We start from the raw sequence: 20,176 nt of genomic DNA on the forward strand, positions 1-20,176 counted from the left end.
AATAACGATTTCCTGTAGCACTTCGGGGAGTCCGTCGCGGGCAGACGCCCAGACCGCCGGTCAAGTCCCGTGTAGTGGTGTAGCGGTTTGTGCTTTCGGCTCGGTATGAAGTTTGGGGTTGTGGTCAGGCGGTTAGTTGGTGGTGGTCGCCATGATCACCTCCTGGGTGGTGCATGAGGTGTTTGGTGTGTTCGAGTGCCGATAGTGACATGTAGCGCTTTTGCTGGATCCAATCGTCGTGCTGCTCTGCGAGGACTGCACCGACAAGCCGAATGATGGATTCACGGTTCGGGAAGATGCCCACAACGTCGGTGCGCCGGCGGATCTCCCGGTTGAGCCGCTCGGTGGGGTTGTTTGACCATACTTTCGTCCAGACTGGTTTCGGCGCTGCGGTAAACGCCAAGATCTCATCGAGTGATTCCTCCAAATACGCCGCAACCTGCGGGAATTTCGGTTCCAGTAGGTCGACGACCTCGCGGGCTTGAGCCCAGGTGGATGCGGCGTCAGGTTGTTGGAAGATCGTCTGGAACATCGCAGAGACCATCGGCCACTGCATTTTGGGGACTTTCTCGTAGAGGTTCTTCGCGAAATGGGTGCGGCACCGCTGCCAGGAGGCATCAGGCAGCACTTCGGAAATGGCGTGCTGGATGCCTTCGTGGGCGTCACTGGTGATAAGGAAGACACCGCGAAGCCCGCGAGCTTTTAAGTCCTGGAAGAAGCCTTTCCACGATGCGTTGGATTCCGCGGTGGCGACGTGCATGCCGAGCATTTCGCGATACCCGTCGGCGTTGACCCCGGTGGCCAGCAGCACTGAGCATTTGACTACCCGGCCGCCTTCGCGCACTTTGATCGTCAACGCGTCGCAGGACAGGTAGGCGTACCCGCCGGGGTCGAGTGGGCGGTTTCTGAAGTCTGCGACCATCTCGTCGAGTTCTTCCGACATGCGCGAGACTTGTGATTTCGACATGTTGGAAATCCCAAGGGTTGCCACCAGATCGTTCATCCTGCGGGTAGAAACCCCTTTGAGATAGCACGTGGCAATCACGGTCGATAGTGCCCGTTCTGCTCGTGAGCGGCGCTCTAACAGCCAATCTGGGAAGAACGCGCCGTGGCGCAGCTTTGGTACTGCCACGTCGATCGTGCCGACACGGGTGTCGAGGTCGCGGTGGCGGTACCCGTTGCGGTGGTTGACCCGCTCGGTAGAAGTGACGCCGTATTCAGCGCCGCAGACGGTGTCAGCCTGGGCGGAGAGGATCTGGTTGATAAACCCTTGCAGCATCTGCCGCATCAGATCCGGCGACGCTTGGGCGAGCAGATCGTCCAGATAGGTTGTCGGGTCGATAGAATGCGGTGCAGCGGTCATCGTCATGTTCCTTTCGGTGAGATGTGGAAGTTGAGTCGAAAGGTTACTGGCGGTGGCCGCCCCACTATTTCCTAGGGTCCACCATCAGCAAGCGTTACACCACACTAAGGGACGCAACCCAGACCGCCAAGGACGCCTGCCCTCAACTCCGGAGAGTTGCGGGCAGTCCTGGGATTTTAGAGGGCTTTTCGCACAACTCCCGAGAATCGTGCACAGCATCGTGCACAACGGCCTCGACGGAGCACAAGGGAGCAATGCGAAAACCCGCCAGCCGATCACGGCTGACGGGTTCCACGTCCTGTGGAGCATAGGAGAATCGAACTCCTGACCTCCTCCTTGCAAGGGAGGCGCTCTACCAATTGAGCTAATGCCCCTTTGTTCCGAACTGGTGGGCCTAGCAAGAATCGAACTTGCGACCTCATCGTTATCAGCGATGCGCTCTAACCGACTGAGCTATAGGCCCGCTCGGAACTTCTAGAACATTACCCAGACGACCTATACAAACACAAATCGCCTGGGTAACGGCCCTTTTTACCGCTCAACAAAAACGTGTTTAACGGTAGTCAGTGAGCTCTACTTCCACGCCGCCAACAAGCCCGGTCAGAGCGTTGTAGAGGAAGGCGGTGAGCGGGGCCACGAGCGCCACGAACACCACGCCAATGGCGCCGAAGAGGGCGGCGATGGCGAGGACGAACGGGAAGTCGATGGCCGTGTCACCACCCACACCGCTGATCAGGGAGTTCATGGACGCGACGACGCCAGCGGCGTCGACGGCCATGTACAGAACTGATACCGCGATGAGCCACGCAGCGAAGCCGATGAGCGCCATGCAGATACCAATTTTGAAGGCGCTCATCGGGCGGACCTTCGTCACTGTCACGTTGCGTGCGGCCATGCGTTACTCCTCAGTCTCCGCCGGAGCAGAACCAGCCACGTCCTCGAGCGTCTTCTCGCCCTTGGCCACGGCGGTTGCTTCCTCTTCGCCTTCGTCTTCGACGTTGACGTCGATGGCCAGGAGGTCCACACCGTCGTTCAGGTCCACGAGGCGAACACCCATGGTGGCGCGGGAGGACGGGCGGATCTGGTTGACTTCGGTGCGGATGACACCGCCGGCGGAGGTGATGGCGAAGATCTGGTCGTCTTCTTCCACTGCCAGGGCGCCGATGAGCTTGCCGCGCTTCGGGGTGTACTTGAAGGTCATGACACCCAGGCCACCGCGGCCCTGCGGGGAGTATTCCTCGATCGGGGTGCGCTTGCCGTAGCCGCCGGAGGTAGCTACGAGGAGGTAGTCGCCGTCCTTGACGGTGGTCATCGCCAGCAGCTGGTCGTCGCCGCGGAAGCGCATGCCCTTGACACCGGCGGTTGCGCGGCCCATCGGGCGGAGCTGGTCATTGTCCGCGGTGAAGCGGATGGCCTGACCCTGCTCAGAGACAAGCAGGATGTCACTGTCTTCGCTGACCAGGGATGCGCCGATGAGGGCGTCGCCTTCGTTGAGGTTGATGGCGATGAGGCCGGCGGAGCGCGCGGACTCGTAGTCGGTCAGGCGGGACTTCTTCACACGACCATCGCGGGTGGCCAGGACCAGGTACGGGGCGTCCTGGTAGGTCTGGATCTGGATGATCTGGGCGATCTTCTCCTCCGGCTGGAATTCCAGCAGGTTTGCCACGTGCTGGCCACGTGCGGTGCGGCCGGCCTCCGGCAGTTCGTACGCCTTCAACCTATAAACACGGCCGAAGTTGGTGAAGAAGAGGATCCAGTCGTGGGTGGAGCAGATGAAGAAGTTCTTCACCACGTCGTCCTGCTTCAGCTCAGCTCCGCGCACGCCCTTGCCGCCGCGCTTCTGCGACTTGTAGGCATCCACCTTGGTGCGCTTTGCGTAGCCGGTAGAAGTAATGGTCACCACGACGTTTTCGCGTGCGATGAGGTCTTCCTCGGTCACATCACCGGTTGCGGCGACGATTTGGGTGCGGCGTTCATCGCCATGCTTATCGACGACCTCCGCCAGCTCCTCTGCCACAATCGCCCGCTGGCGCTCCGGCTTGGCCAGGATGTCTTTGTAGTCGGCGATCTCGGCCTCAATAGCGGCCAAGTCATCCACGATCTTCTGGCGTTCCAGGGCTGCCAGGCGGCGCAGCTGCATGGCGAGGATGGCGTCGGCTTGGACCTCGTCGACGTCGAGAAGCTTCATCAGGCCTGCGCGTGCTTCGTCGACCGTTGGGGAACGGCGAATGAGCGCGATGACCTCATCGAGCATGTCCAGTGCCTTCACCAGGCCGCGCAGGATGTGCGCGCGCTTTTCCGCTTCGTCGAGGCGGAACTGGGTACGGCGGACGATGACCTCGATCTGGTGCGCCACGTAGTAGCGCAGCATCTGGTCGAGGCGGAGGGTGCGCGGCACGCCGTCCACAAGCGAGAGCATGTTGGCGCTGAAGTTGGACTCGAGCGGCGAGTGCTTGTACAGGTTGTTCAGCACAACGCGCGGCACGGCGTCGCGCTTGAGGGTGATGACGATGCGCATGCCTACGCGGTCAGACGACTCGTCCTCGATCTTGGAGATGCCGGTGAGCTTGCCCGTGGAGACCTGCTCAGCGATGCCGGAGATGAAGTTATCCGGGTTGACGTTGTACGGCAGCTCCGTGATCACGATGACCTGGCGCGTGCCCACTTCCTCAATCTCGCTGACACCGCGCATGCGGATGGAACCGCGGCCGGTGGTGTAGGCATCCTTGATGCCCTGGTCACCGACGATGAGGCCGGCGGTGGGGAAATCCGGGCCCTTGACGCGTTCCATGCACGCGTCCAGGGTGGCCTTCTCATCCGCGTCGTAGTTGTCCAGGATCCAGTAGATGGCCTCCGCCAGCTCGCCCAGGTTGTGCGGCGGGATGTTGGTGGCCATACCCACGGCGATACCGGAAGAGCCGTTGAGCAGCAGATTTGGCACACGGGACGGGAGCACGTCCGGCTCTTGCGCCTTGCCGTCATAGTTCGGGGAGAAGTCCACGGCGTTCTCACGGATATCGCGCACCATCTCCATGGACAGCGGCGTCATCTTGCACTCCGTGTAACGCATAGCTGCCGGGCCGTCATTACCGCGGGAGCCGAAGTTACCCTGGCCGTCTACCAGCGGGTAACGCATGACCCACGGCTGGGCGAGGCGCACCAGCGTGTCATAAATAGCGGAGTCACCGTGCGGGTGGAACTGACCCATCGTGTCAGACACCGGGCGCGCGGACTTTACATAAGAACGCTCCGGGCGGTAGCCGGAGTCATACATTGCGTAGATGATGCGGCGGTGCACCGGCTTCATGCCGTCGCGCACGTCAGGCAGTGCGCGGCCGACGATGACGCTCATTGCGTAGTCGATGTAGCTGGTCTGCATCTCCTCATTGATGTCAATGGGGAGGATGCGGTCGCCGAGCTCACCGCCGAAAATATCGTCACTCAAGGTGTTGGCCTTTCAGTTAGAGATAGATCCTCTACGCAGTTTACGCGCCTTTAGCGCCTTTCGGCCCGTGCCATGCGGTATCAGAGTGATACCATCACCCCATGGCTATGACCCTCAGGTTGTCCACTGAAGAGGACCGCGCCCTTGTCCTGCTCGCCAGCGCGTGGGGCTGCAGCAAGCAAGAAGCCGCGAAGCGCTCCATCGCCATTGCCGCGAGCAGATTGCTTGACGACGCCGCCGTGCACTCCCTCGCCCAGGAGACCATCCCCGGCCGCCCCGCCCTGGCCGCCCGCATCCGCCGGGCGCGACCGCATGAGGCGGAGTAGGGGCTGACTAGAGGCTAAGCAGAAACCAATGACTCCCCTGTCCCCCGAACAACTCCTCATCATCGCCGACGAAGCGTGCGCGAAGTGGTCCACCACCGTGCGCAGCTTCTCCGCCATCTGCGCTGCCGCCGCCATTCCCGGCGCGCGCATTGAGGGCATCCCGGTCTTCGACTCCCCCACCGCTGCCGCTGCCGCCCTGGCCCGCGGCATCGAACGCCTGGAACCTCTCACCGCCCACAATAAGGAATTCGCCATCGTCGCCGCGGAGATTTACCTGCGGCGCTGACGCTGAACCGCCAACAGGAACACGCCTCACACCGTGTCTTTTCCACGGAAATAGATTCCATGTCATGAAACCACCGTGAAAGTTGTAAGCTTTTGCTTGTAAAAACCTTGGCACTATATCTCCCTTTCCGGGAAGGAAGCATTTTTATGAAGCTCCGCTCTTACACCGTCGCTCTGGCCACCACCGCCGCTCTCGTAGGCGCTGGCCTGGCCGTCCCCTCCGCCTTTGCGGACAACATCACCTCCGCCACCCCCACCGCCGCTACCGCCGCCGCCCCGTCCGCACCCGTGGACGGTTTTTCTTGGCCCAACGTTGAGGTTGTCGCCGGTGATGAGGTGACCATTAAGCCATCCAAGGAGGCTACGGATGACTACCGCTTCAGCGGCATCAAGGATGCCCACGGCTGGACCTTCACCTACGACAACAAGACTGGCATCTTCACTGCAAAGGCCCCAGTCGATGCACGTCCGGGTCAGGCGATCACCATCACCACGGAGGTGTCCAAGCTCAACGCCGACAAGACCAAGTGGGAAGTAATCGGCACGTACAAGCACACCGTCACCGTGATTGAAGGTGGCAACAACCACGCCAACACCCACGAGGTCACCTACGACAAGCTGACCGTCAAGGAGAAGCAGTCCGCCACCGCGAACCGCAAGGGCGATGTTCCCGCTGGCACGACGTACGCCATTGAGAAGAAGTCCGATCACATCAATGCCACCGTGGACGAAAACGGCAACATCACCGTCACCCCGCACGCGGATACCGGCGCTGGCTCCACCGCCTACGTGCACCTGAAGATCACCTACCCGGACACGTCCTACGAGTACACCAACCTCTCAGTCATCGTTGCTGACAAGGATGGCAACACCACCCCGCACAAGGACCGCGACAACGCCAAGTACGACCCGGAGTGGGCACCGTCCACTGACCTCAACGGCAACGCTGGCGTTCCCACCACCGCGAAGCAGACCAAGGACGTCCCTGCCGGCACGAAGTTCGCCATCGTCCCGAAGTTCGCCGAAAACATCGCCGAAATCCTTGAGACCTCCTTCAACGACAAGGGCGACCTCACCGTCACCCCGAAGGCGCCGCTGAAGGGCGATACCAAGATTGAGTTCCCGGTGGATATCACCTACCCGGACAAGTCCTCTGAGCAGAAGCTGGTCACCTTCAAGGTGGTCACGGGGGGCAAGTGGGATTCCCAGAAGACCACCATCATCTACCCGGACATCACCACCCCCGCCGACCAGCCCGGCACCTCCACCCCGCAGAGCGACGCCCCCAAGGGCACCACCTTCGCCCTCAACGCCAAAGCCCCCAAGGGCTGGACCATCAACGTGGACAAGACCACCGGCAAGGTCACCGTCACCGCACCGAAGAACAGCCCCGCCGGCCTCACCGCCGAGCTCCCCATCAAGGCCACCTTCCCCGACGGCAGCTCCAAGGCCTACAACGTCAAGTTCACAACCACGGAGCCCAAGAACAAGCTTGCCGACGCCCACAAGGTCACCTACCCCGACAACACCAACGTTGAAGCCGGCAAGTCCGCCACCATCACCCCGACCGTGACCCCGGCCGCACCGGCGGGCACCAAGTTCGTTGGCCCGAACCAGGACAAAGACGGTGTGAAGATCTCCACCGACGAGAAGACCGGTGCCATCACCGTCGAGAGCAGCAAGGTTGGTACCGAACTCACCATCCCAGTCACCATCCAATTCCCCGACGGCACCACCAAGAAGGTGAAAGTGAAGGCCACCATCACGAAGCCGACCACCACCAAGCCGTCCGAGCCATCCGAGCCCACCAAGCCGAGTGAACCGTCTGAGCCGAGCCAGCCGACGGAGCCCACTAAGCCATCGGAGCCCACGGAGCCAAGCGAGCCGACCGAGCCCACCAAGCCGAGTGAACCGTCTGAGCCGAGCCAGCCGACGGAACCGACCAAGCCATCGGATCCGACGGAACCGACTAAGCCCACCGAGCCCACCAAGCCGACCGAGCCGACTAAGCCGACGGAACCCACCAAGGACCCGAAGCCGACGGAGGACTCTAAGCCGACGGACACCAATAAGCCGGACTCTTCCGCTGAGGGCTCGTCCACGGGCGGAATCATCGGCATCGTGTTGCTGATCCTGGGTCTGCTGGGTGGTCTGGGCTTTGGTGTGTGGAACTGGATGAACAATAACGGGATGCCCCGTTAGTTCTCCTGATGGTCAGTTTCAGCGGTAAGATTCCCGGCATGAAGAAGCTCACGTCTGTTGCGATGGCAGTTGCACTGTCCACGTCCCTTCTCGTGGCCCCCGATGCGGTGGCCGCGGATGGGTCTAGTGGTTCCCCGACGAATTCGGTGAGGGAGAACAAGGACAACGCCGACGCGATCCCTGATGGGTATGAGGTGCCGGAGCCGCCAACCTTCGGCAAGGCCTACACCGGCTCGGCACCTCTGTCGCTGTTCCTAGCATTCGCAGCAACGGCAGCAGTGCTGGGTGTCATCGCACAGTTCCCGCCGATTAAGGCGCAATTGCAGCGCTGGGACGCGGAATTCCAGAAGCGGCTTGAGGCATTCAAGCAGCAGGGAACAAACTAAACCCTCGTCCGTTTCGACGAACCAGACCCTCGTGTGGCATACCCACCGGGGGTCTGTTACATTTGTGGCTGTTGTGGTTGCAGTGGCAATTGTGGTTACAGCAACTAGCGGTAGCTCTTGAACACAGAGCACCCCGTGCGGATGACCGAAGCAAGACTGTGGCGGAAGAACTGCAACACATATTCCTCAGGGATAAGGGGATAAGCCCCCGCGTATGAAAGCGGGCGTGCTTATCCCCTTTCTTCAATCCCAGAAACAGCCCATGGCAGCACGCTGCCCAGCCCCGCCTGCCCAGAGCTCCGGAATATCGTGCACAACCCTCCGTAAAACGCCAGGACTGCTCTTAACTCCCGAGACTTAAGAGCAACCACACCGCCGCACAGCCCCCAACCATCCACCCCCACCCCGAAACCAACCCGCCAATCCCCCGGTGGGGTAGCTTGGAACTCGTAAGACACGGGGTGCCGTCCGCAGTCGGCTGAGATTACACCCGTTGAACCTGATCGAATTCGTATTCGCGGAGGAATTGTCTATGAGTGACATTCGCGTACCTAATAAACCTAATAAACGCATACCCAACGTTCTCACCATCGCCGGCACGGACCCGTCAGGCGGCGCCGGTATCCAGGCAGACCTGAAGGCTTTCTCCGCCGCAGGCGCCTACGGCATGAGCGTGATCACCGCCGTGGTGGCACAGAACACCCAGGGGGTCCGGGCCTTCCAGGCGCTTGACCCGGAGTTCGTCTTTGACCAGGCAGCAGCCGTGTTCGAGGACGTCCAGGTGGACGCGGTGAAGATCGGCATGGTGGCCAACGCGGGCATCATCGAGGCGATCACCAAGGCCCTGGACCAGTACACGGACAAGGCCACCTGCCCGGTGGTGCTTGATCCAGTGATGGTGGCTAAGAGCGGGGATAGTCTCCTCGACGCGGATACGGAGGGCGCCCTGCGCGAGCAGCTGGTGCCGCGTTCCACGTTGATTACGCCGAATCTTCCGGAAGCATCGGTGCTCCTCGGCTTAGACGCGGAGATGAACAATCTCGATCAGATGCAGGAGAACGCAGACAAGCTTCTCGCCCTCGGCTGCGACTGGGTGCTGCTCAAGGGCGGCCACTTGGAAGGCCACACGAGTGAGCTGAGCACGGACATCCTCATCGGCCCGGACACGCGCATTGAGCTCACGGCCCCGCGCATTGCCACGACGAATGACCACGGCACCGGCTGCACGCTGTCCGCTGCCATCGCCGCGCGTTTGCCGCGCATGGACATGGAGTCCGCGGTGCGTGAGGCGAAAGATTACCTCACGGCGGCGCTCAAGCACGCTGACCAGCTCAATGTGGGTCACGGCCACGGCCCGGTCCACCACTTCCACAATCTTTGGAGGAACAATGCCTAGATTCACTGAGGAATTGCGTGACACCCACCGCGAGACGTGGGATGCCGCCGTCAATCACAGGTTCGTGCAGGAGCTTTTTAGCGGCTCAATCCCCAACAACGTCATGGCCGGATACCTGGTGCAGGACTACCGCTTCTTGGACAGTTTCCTGCAGCTGCTCGGCGCAGCGATGTCCACGGCGGACGATCTCGCCCCGCGCCTTCGCCTGTCCCAGTTCATCGGCGAGGTCGCCGGGGATGAGAACACCTACTTCCTTCGCTCCTTTGAAGCGCTGGGCGTGACCGAGGAGTTGCGCGCCAACACCCCGGATTCCCCCGCCTGCACCGGCTTCACCGGCCTCATGCGCGAGGCAGCAGAAACTCGCTCCTACGCAGCCGCCCTCGGCGTCCTCGTGGTCGCTGAGTGGCTCTACCTCGACTGGGCCATCAAGGCCCCGGAGAACCGCCCGGAGAGCTTCGTCCACAACGAGTGGATTGAGCTGCACGACTACCCGGAGTTCCACGACCTCGTGGCATTCCTCCGCAGTGAGGTGGACCGCCTCGGTGAGCGCAGCAAGGAAGACCGCCGCATCATCACCGAATACTTCGGCCGTGCCGTGGCACTGGAACTGGAGTTCTTCAACAATTCCTACGAGCAACCCCTAGAGGTGTAAGAACATGAATCTTCTGGAGCTACTCAAGCAGGACGCCCCAGAGTGGGACGCATACATCCACCACGAGTTCGTGGAGGATCTTGGGCAGGGCACCCTCCCCCTCCCCGTCTTCCAGGACTACTTGGTGCAGGACTACCTGTTCCTCGTCCAGTACGCCCGCGCCAACGCGCTTGCCGCCTACAAGGCTCGCACCCTGGGTGAGGTTGAGGCCGCAGCGAAGGGTCTGTCTGCCACTATCCATGAGACGAATCTGCACCGCCGCCTGACGGAGCGTTGGGGCATTACTAGCGACGAGCTCGACCACGCGCCGGAGAAACAGGCCACCGTTGCCTACACCCGCTATGTGCTGGACACCGGCATGGCTGGTGACCTGTTGGAGCTGCAGATCGCACTGGCCCCCTGCCAGATCGGCTACGCCGAAATTGGCACCTACCTGGAGCCGAAGCTCACCGCGAACCCGGATCACCCGTACAAGGAGTGGATCCAGGAATACTCCGGCGACGCGTTCCAGAATCAGGCCGTGTACATGACCAAGCTTCTCGACGATCTCCTGGCCGTCCCCGCCGAAGAGATCAAGGGCACGAAGCGCTACGAGCGCCTCCTGGATATCTTCCGCACCGCCACCCGCCTGGAGGCAGACTTCTGGCAGCAAGCCGTGGACTCCGCGAAGTAGGCGGCCCCTCCCCCATTTAAAACGACGAACCCCCTGTGGGCCCCACCGAAATGGTGGGCGCTCACAGGGGGTTTCGCTGTCCCTACTTACTCGTTGGAGTTAGTCGGGCGGGAAGACCCACCCTTCTTGGAGTCGTCCTTCTTGGAGGATCCTTCCTTCTTGGAGGACTCTTCCTTGGAAGAACCGTCCTTCTTGGAAGACCCGTCCTTCGATGACCCATCCTTGTTGGAGGAACCTGCGCCACCGATGGACGTCTTGGCGTCACCCACTGGGTTGGAACACCAGTCGTACAGGACTGCACCAGCGGCAACCATTGCCAGGATGACACCGGCTGCCTGGCCGATCTTCTGGATGTTCGGGTCGTTTGCAAAGCCCTGGAGCTGTGCGTTGACCTCGTTCACACGACGAGCCATCTCGTTGAACTGCTCGTTGTCCTGGCCGTGGTGGCCGTGACCGTGGCCGAAGTCCGGCGTGTTACGACGGATCTGCTCCTGGATCTTCGCATTCATCGCATCCAGCTGGCCCTGGACCTGGCCGATGTACGGCTGAACCAGCTTGCCACCCAGGCTTGCCAGCAGGCCGATTGGCAGCAGCCACAGCAGCGGGGAACGAACCGCGTTACCGAAGCAACGCTTTGCCACCTCGCCACCGTTCGAGCTCGGGTTATTCGGATCCACCGGAGGCGTCGGGGTATCCGGCTGATCCGGGTTATCCGGCGTGTCTGGGTTGTCCGGGTTGTCCGGGTCCGTCGGCTTATCGCAGTTGCACTTGGTGCCAACGCGAATCTTACGATCCTGCTTTTCCTTCGTCACCGTCTCGGTGGTCTCCGGGTCGCCAACAGGCTCACCGTTTACAAGCTTCCAGGTCTTGGAAACTTCCTTCTCACCAACGACACCAGCCTGATCCTCTTCAACCTTGCCGGCTTCGAGGTTCGGGTCGTACTCAACGATGGTCTCGTACGGAATCTCCTCGGTGTGCTTGTCCGTCAGCTCGGTCTGGTTCTCAGCCGGACCAACCTCGATAATGCGCGGAGTCGGGTCGCTGATCTTCTCAGTGGACTCGTCCTTGTTCACCTTGCCGTTATCAACAGTCACCGTGACGGTGTGCTTGATCTCGCCAGGCGTGCCCTCCTGGACAACCTTGGTCTCCCCCGGCTTCAAGTCCGGGTTCACGCGGATCTCGGTCTCGAACGGGGTCTTCTCAGTCCATTCGACCTTGTCGGTAACAGGGTCAGCCTTGGTGCCCACGCGGATGACCGCGTTGGTCGGCTCCTTGGTGCGCTCAGTCGTCACAGTCGGCTCGCCGGAAGGCTTACCGTCCACGATCTTCTGAGTAGAGGTCACAACCTCAGTACCCAGCTCGCCCTGCTTATCGACGATCTGCTCGCCCGCCTTCAGATTCGGATCGAAGACGATCTTCGTCTCGAACGGAACCGGCTTCTCCGTCTTGGTCACAACCTCGCTGTCGTCAGCCTTTGGGCCGTACTCGATGATCTGCTGAACCGGCTGCTTGGTCACCTTCTCGGTGGTGTTCACCGTGGAGGTGTTGTCCTTCGCAGTGAAGTCGGCGGTGAATTCCTTCTCGCCGTACTCACCCTCCTGGACGACCTTCATCTCTCCCGGCTTCAACTCCGGGTTCACCCGCACGATCGTGTCGTACGGCAGCGGCGCGACCCATGTTGCCTTGTTCGTTGCCTCAGCAGGCTTGGTGCCGACAGTGATGATCTTCTCCACCGGCTCCTCGATGGTCTCCTCGGAGATCTTCGGGTCGCCAGGCTTGGAGTTGACGATATCGCGTTCGATCGTCACCTTCTTCTTGCCAGGCTTACCCTCCTGAGTGACCTTGGACTCTCCCGGCTTCAGGCTCGGGTCGTAGACGACCTTCACATCGTACGGAATCTCAGTCTCAACGGACTCGGTGTTCTTTCCGGTGGTCTTGGTACCAACACGGATGATCTGCTTGACCGGCTCCTTGGTGCGCTCAGTGTTCACCTCAGGATCACCAGACGGCTTGCCATCGACAATCTTCTGAGTGGAGGTCACAACCTCAGTACCGGTCTCACCCTGCTGATCAACCTTCTGCTGACCTTCTTCAAGGGAGTCATCAAAGACGATCTCGGTCTCGAATGGAACAGGCTTCTCAACCTTGGTCACCACAGAGGTGTCCTTAGCAGCAGGACCGTACTCAATGATCTCGTTAACCGGATCCTTAGTCTGCTTCTCCTCAGGGGTCACCGTTGCCTGATCACCCTTAGCGGTGAAATCAGCAGTGTAGGTCTTCTCACCCGGAACACCCTTCTGGACAACCTTGATCTCACCCGGCTTCAACTCCGGATTCGGACGAGTCTCAACCTCAAACGGAACCTGAGCAGTCCAGGTCACCTTCTCCGAAGCCTCAGACGGCTTCGTACCAACCTTGATCACCTGATCAACAGGCTTCTTGGTGATGTCCTCGGTGACCTGCGGGTCACCCGGCTTGGAGTTGGTGATGTCGCGCTTGACCGTCACCGTCTTCTCACCAGGAACACCCTCGGTCACAACCTCGGACGTACCAGCCGCCATGTTCGGATCGAACTCGATCTTCACACCGAACGGAACCTCGGACTTCACGGTCTCAACGTTTTCACCGGTGGTCTTGGTACCGATGCGGATCTTGGCCTTCTGCGGGGCCTTGGTCTCCTCGATGTTGATGCTCGGCTCGCCGTCCGGCCTACCGTCCTTGATCTTCTGGGTGGAGGTAATGGTCTGCTCACCCGGGACGCCCTCTTCCTCGACAACTTGCTTACCGGACTCAAGGGTGTCGTCGTAGACGTACTCGATCTCGAACGGGACCTCTTGGGTCTTCTTGCTGGTCAGTTCCTGGTCAGGGAGACCTGGACCGACCTCGATGATGCGAGGCTGCGGCTCCTGAGTGACCTTTTCTTCAGCTACCGAGGCTTGATCACCCTTAGACGTGAACTTGGCAGAGTAAATCCTCTCACCGTTCACGCCCTCCTGGATAACCTTCATTTCACCAGGCGCAAGCGCCGGGTTCTCGCGAACCTCGGTCGGGTACGGAATCGGGAACTTCCAAGAGACGTCCTTGGCGCTCTCGGCTGGCTTGGTGCCGATGACGACGACCTCGTTGACCGGATCAATCGGCTTGCCAGTTGCTGGATCAACGACGCGCTCCCACTTGCCGTCCTTGTTCATCTTCTCTGCACCCGGCTCGCCCTTTGTTTCTACCTTGTACTCGCCAGCAGGGATGGTGTCGTCGTACTTGTACTCGACCTTGAACGGAATCTCGCGCTTCAGAACGTCAATGACCTTGATCAAAGCGTTGGTGACGTCCTTGGAGCCGTCCTCATAGGTCACGGTGACGGGGACCTCAATGCTGTCGCCCGGCTCTGCGGTTTCCGGCGAAGTGGATACAACGTTGCCCTTGTCGTCCAGGCCGACGATCCAATCACCGTTAGCAGTGTTGACCTTGTAGGTCGGATTGCCGAACTCGTTGGTGCCGCCAGTCGGCGTGAAACCCGGGGTATCCGGATCGATGACATAGGGGTTCTTGTCAGCAACCTTGACGTTAGCGCCCGCAGGCTGGCTGATCTCCAGCGGCGAGGTTGCCGTATCGCCTGGGTACACGGTCTGCGGCGGGATGCCAGGTTCAGCCTCGTAGTTGTTGGTCAGCTTCACCACAGTGGTGACTGGCACCAGCGGCGTGCCGCCATCTGGAGTGTTCACAGTGACGTTGATGGTCTTCTTGTCACCCGGCTTGGAGTCTGCCGGCGGGGTGGAAGATACAACACCGGTGTTCGGGTCGACCTTGTAATTCCAGCCGTCAACTTCCTGCTCAGTGATCGGTTCGCCGTTCTCGTCCTTGCCGAAGGAGAACTTGGAACCCTTAGGGGCGTCCTGAACCTGGTGGTTCACGGCCTGGTTCGGGCCAGTCGACTCAACGGAGTATGTGGGAGAGAAGTCGCTCTTCAGAACGACGACAGTGCCCTTGACCTCTTGCGGCTTGTCAGCGTTGTCGTAGTGCGCGAGCACCGGGACGTTCAGGATATAGCCCTCGGGTGCGGTCCTCGGGATCGTCGTGGTGAGTTCACCAGTGTTTTCGTCAATCTTGACGGTCCACGTTCCGCTGTCATCCGTGTGGGTGTACTCGGTCTTGCCCTCCGGGAAGGTGTAGCGCTTCGGGGCCTCATCGGTCGTGTTACCGCTCAGGCCGCGCTCAGGAATCTCAGGCTTGAGTGAGACATTTGCGCTCGGCTTGTTGGTTACCGTGTCGTAGTTCGGGATCTTGATGTCAACGATCGCCTGGAACTGGGTCTCGATCTCGTCCGTGGTCTGGTCAGGGTAGGTTGCCTTCACCTTCGGAGTGATGATGGTGCCCGGTGCGACGGTGTCGTCCGCCTTCGCGGTGACCTTTCCGGTCTCGTCGACCGTCACGGTCCAACCTTCAGGCACGGTGGACTCGTCGATCTCGAACTTAGCCGGGTTAACTGGCTTGTGGCCCTTCATGATCGACTTGGTGCCCACCTGGGCGGTGAGTTCGTCACCGATAGTGCCCTTCGTCAGGCTCGGGCGCACCAAGTCAGTGACCTGGGTGTTATTCGGGTCGACAACCACGAGGAGTTCCAGCTCGTCCGTGGAGCCGTTCGAGTACTCCACCGTCACCACAGGGCGTGCAAAAGTGCCCGGGCGTGGCTCCTTCGGAGCGATGACGGTGACGTTGTAGTCCTCGTCCATCTTGACGCTCCAACCCTCGTAGACGTACTTCTCGTCCAGGGTTGCCTTAGCTTCGAAACCCTTCTGATCCTTCTTCTTCGCCAGTTCCTTGATCAGGTCAGGGGTCTGGGTGAAGGTGACCTTCTGTGGCTCGGTAGCAATCGGACCGGTAGCACTGTCGACGCCGGAGATGATCGACGCGTCGGTCTTGTCGTACTTCGGGTCGTGGTATTCGGTGTCGTCCAGGGAGAACGCCTTGGAGTCGATGACGTTCGCCTTGCTGTAGCGATCCAGCGAGTTGGAGCTGTCGAAGGCTCCGTCATGTTCGATCCACTCATTGTTGTTCTTAGCTGCAGCCTTGAGCTGGTCCACGCTACGCGGCTTTGCCAGAACGGAGAAGTTGACGTTCTTGTCGGTCGCCAGGTCAGTACCGCGGTACTCCGGCCAGGTGAAGTAGATGTCACCGGTCTTTTCGTCGATACGCAGGCGCTGTTCACCGCCAGAGACTGCCGGATCCGTAGTGCCGATGAACTTGCCGTTGCCGTCATAGGCCTCCACGACCATGCGGGACATCGAGTCGTCTGTACCGCCGTTCTGCACAGCAGGAATGTTGACGGTACCGACCTTGGTTTCGCCCTCAGGCCCAGGGACGATGACGTGCTTCTCCCAGTCCTCCCACGACACCGTAATCGGGTTACATTCGATGTTTTCGCTCGGCCACGGGTTTACAGTAGCGCTGAATACCGCGCTGGTGCCTTCCGTAGCTTTCAGGCCCGAAGTATGGTCCTTCTTGTAATTGCTCTGCCAGGCGTAGCGCACAGGATTGTCGGCAGTGGCCGAAGCGAACTGCCCGACCTTCTCATCGGTCATCTCTGCGTAGATATTCAGGTTTCGTTGTACACCACCACCAGTAATCTCAATGGCTTCGTCAGCCTTGTGCGTGACGCTCTTGCCAAGGAAGGTCTGGCCGGCCTTCATGGAAGGCACCTTGCCGGTATTCAAGACGCCGCCAAGGTTCGCCCCATTGGTGAAGGACCAATCGGCGAACGTGCGGTCCTTCGAGTTATCAAAGGAGACGCTCAAGCCCCACAGGGTCTTGTCGGGGCTGTCCGCGGCCGGCTCCAGGGTGTTCCAGCTGAAACCAGCCTGGCTGTGGTTAGAGGTGTTGCTCTCTTCAACAACACACGACCCGGCCGGCAGGTCGGAGGCCTTCTGGGCGTCCTGCTCTACCGCGCCGGACTTGTCGCGGATGCCACCAGAGAGTGTTGCTGCAGCAGCCTCTGTGGCAACGGGACCGGGGCCGACGACAGCGAATGCGCCGAGGGCCAATGAAACGACTGACGCAGCGGCTATCCCGGAACGGGTAGTCGTGCGTGTACGTCGGGTTGATTTAGTCACACTTACTCCTTTTGACTATGCAACCGTGAAATGGGGATACCCATCTCAGGTATCTATGGTTACTGTGCCAAATAAATGGCCATTTAGCCAACTAAAAATCCGGGGAAGTGCCAGATAGATACAAGTTTTCTCAGGATTCTGGTTGAAACCTGCAACGCGAGTACGACGCAAGCAGGAAATAGTTGCGTGCGGAAGCTCTTTTCCCGTGAGATACCTTAAGCTATGGGTATATGTGATATTTATCACAGTGACTCATGTCCAAGCCCCGCGACAAAGCGTTCAAAGCGGTCAGCGATGATCTGTGGTTCACGCGCCCACCGGTTATGCCCCAGGTTGCCGGAGAGATCCTCCGCCTTACGCGGGGCCTTTTCCAAGTGCGAAAGAAGGTACTCGCACGACGCCAAAGTGCATTCCGCATCATTGGTAAAGCGGGTGAGTAGTACCGGCACGCGGACATTCTTGATCTCCTCCGCGTAGTTGATGTCCTGGCCCGCGAGATTGGCAATGCTGTTGGTCCGATTAAACAAGGACCATTCGTACACATGCCGGCCGGATTGGCGGCCGTAACCAGCAATATCCAACGCGCCGCCCGGCCAGAAACCACGAAGCTTGGCCACCTGGCCCATGAGCTGCCCGCCCAACAGAGCGCGAACATACGCCCGCCCGGTGAAGCCGCGGTGATACGGGCTGCCAGTGCCCACACCCATCAAACCCTGCACGTTCAACTCTTTAGCCTCCGGGCGGGCGAGGAACATAGAGCCCACCTGGCCACCCATCGAGTGGGTAAGCATCACCGTGGGATAGTCCCGCGGCAGGCCCAGCTCTTTCTTCGCCGCCTCAATCGCCCGCGGGTAATCCTCCGACGCCAGGTTGTGATAGCCCCACTGGTTGTCCGGCATCGCTTTCGTGGAGTTCGTACCCTGGCCGCGCAGCTCCCCAATCGCCACGTTGTACCCACGTCCCGCCAACTCACGCGCCAACGGGCGGTAGTACCGGGCGCCCATGCCAAAGCCCGGCCACATCATCACCAACGGCGCATCCCCTACCGGTGCATCCGGTGTAAAGCAATACACAGTGCTCACAGAATGATCCGGCAAGTAGGACAACGTATAACGCTCAATCACAGACATGGGAAACATTCTGCCAAGAAACAATGCGGGAAGAGGGGGAACAGCTAAAAAGAAACCGGAGGCCGTCGATAAGCAAAAATATCGACGACCCCCGGCAACCTCACCGCGCACTACACGTCGAGGAAACGCACATCCTTTGCCTTGCGGGTAATGAAGGAACGGCGCGCAGCCACGTCATCGCCCATGAGGATGGAGAACAGCTCATCCGCACGCTGAGCATCATCCAACTCCACGCGACGCAGCACACGGTGCTCCTTATCCAGCGTGGTCTCCCACAGCTCGCCCGGGTTCATCTCACCCAGACCCTTGTAGCGCTGAATGCCATCATCCGTGTTGATCTTGCGGCCAGCAGCCAAACCAGCCTCCAACTCCGCGTCACGCTCCGCATCGGAGTACGCGTAGCCCGGCTCACCCTTCTGCCACTTCAGCTTGTACAACGGCGGGTTAGCCAAGTACACGTGACCATTAGCAATCAGCTCCGGCATGAGGCGGTACAGCAGCGTGAGCAGCAGCGTTGCAATGTGCTGGCCATCCACATCCGCATCGGCCATGAGCACGATCTTGTGGTAGCGGAGCTTCGAAATATCAAACTCATCATTGATACCCGTGCCCAGCGCCGTGATGATCGCCTGAACCTCATTGTTGTTCAGCACACGGTCAAGGCGCGCCTTTTCTACGTTGAGGATCTTGCCACGCAACGGCAGAATCGCCTGGTACATCGAGTCACGGCCCTGCTTTGCGGAACCACCAGCGGAGTCACCCTCCACGATGAACAGCTCGGAGACAACCGGGTCCTTCGAACGGCAATCCGCCAGCTTGCCCGGCAGACCACCCAAGTCCGTCGCGGACTTACGGCGCACAGACTCACGCGCCTTACGCGCTGCCTCACGTGCCTGGGAGGAAGACACTGCCTTCTTGATGATCACCTTGGCCTCAGCCGGGTTCGCATCAAACCAGTCATTCAGGTGCTCATTGACAGAGCGCTGCACGAAGCCCTTGATCTCCGAGTTACCCAGCTTCGTCTTCGTCTGACCCTCGAACTGCGGGTCCGCCACGCGCACAGAGATCACCGCGGCGAGACCCTCACGGCAGTCATCGCCCGTCAGGTTCGGATCCTTATCCTTGATCAGCTTGTGCTCACGCGCATAACGGTTCATCAGCATGGTCAGCGCTGCACGGAAACCTTCCTCGTGCGTACCGCCCTCATGCGTATTAATCGTGTTAGCAAACGTGTGCACCGACTCCTTGAAGCCGCTGTTCCACTGCATGGCGATCTCAAGCTCATGCTCCTCGCCCTTGGCCTCAAAACCAACGATGGACGGGTGAATCGCCGTCTTCGTGCGATTCAAGTGGTTGACGTAATCCACCAGGCCGTCCGGGTAGTAGTACGTGACCTTCTTCTCACGCTTCTTCTTCGTCGCCGGGGCAACACCGGTCTCATCGTTGCTGTCCTCGGTCTTCTCCGTGTCAGCATCAGCGTCTGCGTCATCGAAAGAATCGCCGTCCAGAGCCTGGGCCGTATCGCCTTCCTCAGCGATCGCCTCAAGCTCCAGCTCCTCATCGGAGACACGCTCATCCTTCAGAACAATGGTCAGACCCTTGTTCAGGAAGGCCATCTCCTGCAGGCGGCGCGCAATCGTGTCGTAATCAAAATCGACCGTCTCAAAAATCTCGGCGTCCGGCCAGAAACGAATCGTCGTACCCGTGCCGCGCGCGTTATCGCCCTCAATGAGCTCATCCGGCACCGCATTCTTGAAATTCTGCAGCCAGTGCTTACCGTCGCGCTTAATATCCGCCTCAACACGAGTGGACAAAGCATTAACGACGGAAATACCCACACCATGCAGACCACCCGAGACCGCATAGGACTCCGAGTCGAACTTGCCGCCCGCGTGCAGCTGCGTCATCACAACCTGCACCGTCGGCGCACCGGACGGGTGCATCTCCACCGGAATACCACGGCCGTTGTCCACCACCTGGACACCACCGTCCGCGAGCAGGGTCACCTCGACCTTGTCCGCGTACCCAGCCATCGCCTCATCGACGGAGTTATCCACGACCTCCCACACCAAGTGGTGCAGGCCGCGCACACCGGTCGAACCGATGTACATGCCGGGGCGCTTACGCACCGCCTCCAATCCCTCAAGGATGGTGATCGATGACGCGTCATAATGCGGTTGTTGCTCAGCCACTTTCCCGAAACTCTCCTGT

General features: G+C 60.1%; 13 protein-coding genes, 2 tRNA genes and 1 riboswitch. Of the genes, 7 read left to right on the forward strand and 8 right to left on the reverse strand.

Annotated features, from left to right (window positions below; genetic code table 11):
* Positions 1–124 precede the first annotated feature (124 nt).
* From L8U60_RS06105 to gyrA, 5 genes are all read right to left on the reverse strand, one after another.
* The gene (locus L8U60_RS06105; protein ID WP_269965484.1) at positions 125–1,363 is read right to left on the reverse strand and encodes an IS256 family transposase; all 1,239 of its coding nucleotides are present in this window, start codon (positions 1,361–1,363) and stop codon (positions 125–127) included.
* Positions 1,364–1,664: 301 nt separating this feature from the next.
* Positions 1,665–1,737 (reverse strand) — tRNA-Ala (locus L8U60_RS06110).
* A 12-nt stretch (positions 1,738–1,749) separates the two neighbouring features.
* A tRNA-Ile gene (locus L8U60_RS06115) sits at positions 1,750–1,826 on the reverse strand.
* 90 nt (positions 1,827–1,916) lie between these two features.
* Positions 1,917–2,258, reverse strand: a complete 342-nt coding sequence (locus tag L8U60_RS06120) for a DUF3566 domain-containing protein (protein WP_269965485.1) — start codon at positions 2,256–2,258, stop codon at positions 1,917–1,919.
* Positions 2,259–2,261: 3 nt separating this feature from the next.
* Positions 2,262–4,808: a DNA gyrase subunit A gene (gyrA, locus tag L8U60_RS06125; protein WP_269965486.1), complete on the reverse strand. Its 2,547-nt coding sequence runs from the start codon at positions 4,806–4,808 to the stop codon at positions 2,262–2,264.
* 101 nt (positions 4,809–4,909) lie between these two features.
* On the opposite strand from gyrA, the gene L8U60_RS06130 reads away from it, so the two are divergent.
* The 7 genes from L8U60_RS06130 to tenA all read left to right on the forward strand — a co-directional run bounded on the left by L8U60_RS06130 (position 4,910) and on the right by tenA (position 10,728).
* The gene (locus tag L8U60_RS06130) at positions 4,910–5,134 is read left to right on the forward strand and encodes a CopG family transcriptional regulator (protein ID WP_269965487.1); all 225 of its coding nucleotides are present in this window, start codon (positions 4,910–4,912) and stop codon (positions 5,132–5,134) included.
* Between the two features lie 28 nt (positions 5,135–5,162).
* A complete protein-coding gene (locus tag L8U60_RS06135) occupies positions 5,163–5,420 on the forward strand; it encodes a TetR family transcriptional regulator (protein WP_269965488.1) in 258 nt (85 codons plus the stop codon).
* 146 nt (positions 5,421–5,566) lie between these two features.
* Positions 5,567–7,621, forward strand: coding sequence for a Rib/alpha-like domain-containing protein (locus L8U60_RS06140; RefSeq protein ID WP_269965489.1), 2,055 nt, complete (start codon positions 5,567–5,569; stop codon positions 7,619–7,621).
* Between the two features lie 38 nt (positions 7,622–7,659).
* On the forward strand, positions 7,660–8,007 hold the full coding sequence (locus L8U60_RS06145; RefSeq protein ID WP_269965490.1) for a hypothetical protein: 348 nt from the start codon (positions 7,660–7,662) through the stop codon (positions 8,005–8,007).
* Between the two features lie 447 nt (positions 8,008–8,454).
* A riboswitch (TPP riboswitch) is annotated at positions 8,455–8,551 on the forward strand.
* Positions 8,540–9,403, forward strand: a complete 864-nt coding sequence (gene thiD / locus L8U60_RS06150) for a bifunctional hydroxymethylpyrimidine kinase/phosphomethylpyrimidine kinase (protein WP_269965491.1) — start codon at positions 8,540–8,542, stop codon at positions 9,401–9,403. Its footprint overlaps the riboswitch before it by 12 nt.
* Positions 9,396–10,055, forward strand: a complete 660-nt coding sequence (locus L8U60_RS06155; RefSeq protein WP_269965492.1) for a TenA family protein — start codon at positions 9,396–9,398, stop codon at positions 10,053–10,055. Before thiD ends, L8U60_RS06155 begins: the two co-directional genes overlap by 8 nt.
* A gap of 4 nt (positions 10,056–10,059) precedes the next feature.
* The gene (gene tenA, locus L8U60_RS06160; RefSeq protein ID WP_269965493.1) at positions 10,060–10,728 is read left to right on the forward strand and encodes a thiaminase II; all 669 of its coding nucleotides are present in this window, start codon (positions 10,060–10,062) and stop codon (positions 10,726–10,728) included.
* 86 nt (positions 10,729–10,814) lie between these two features.
* Here the strand turns inward: tenA and L8U60_RS06165 are convergent, their stop codons facing one another.
* The 3 genes from L8U60_RS06165 to gyrB all read right to left on the reverse strand — a co-directional run bounded on the left by L8U60_RS06165 (position 10,815) and on the right by gyrB (position 20,157).
* Positions 10,815–16,835, reverse strand: coding sequence for a G5 domain-containing protein (locus L8U60_RS06165; RefSeq protein ID WP_269965494.1), 6,021 nt, complete (start codon positions 16,833–16,835; stop codon positions 10,815–10,817).
* Between the two features lie 242 nt (positions 16,836–17,077).
* Positions 17,078–17,965 carry an alpha/beta fold hydrolase gene (locus tag L8U60_RS06170; protein WP_269965495.1) on the reverse strand — a complete coding sequence of 296 codons (888 nt, stop codon included), beginning with the start codon at positions 17,963–17,965 and terminating at the stop codon, positions 17,078–17,080.
* Positions 17,966–18,075: 110 nt separating this feature from the next.
* Positions 18,076–20,157, reverse strand: a complete 2,082-nt coding sequence (gyrB, locus tag L8U60_RS06175) for a DNA topoisomerase (ATP-hydrolyzing) subunit B (RefSeq protein WP_269965496.1) — start codon at positions 20,155–20,157, stop codon at positions 18,076–18,078.
* Positions 20,158–20,176 lie beyond the last annotated feature (19 nt).

The sequence above is a fragment of the Corynebacterium meitnerae genome, assembly GCF_027570075.1.
Taxonomy (GTDB): domain Bacteria; phylum Actinomycetota; class Actinomycetes; order Mycobacteriales; family Mycobacteriaceae; genus Corynebacterium; species Corynebacterium meitnerae.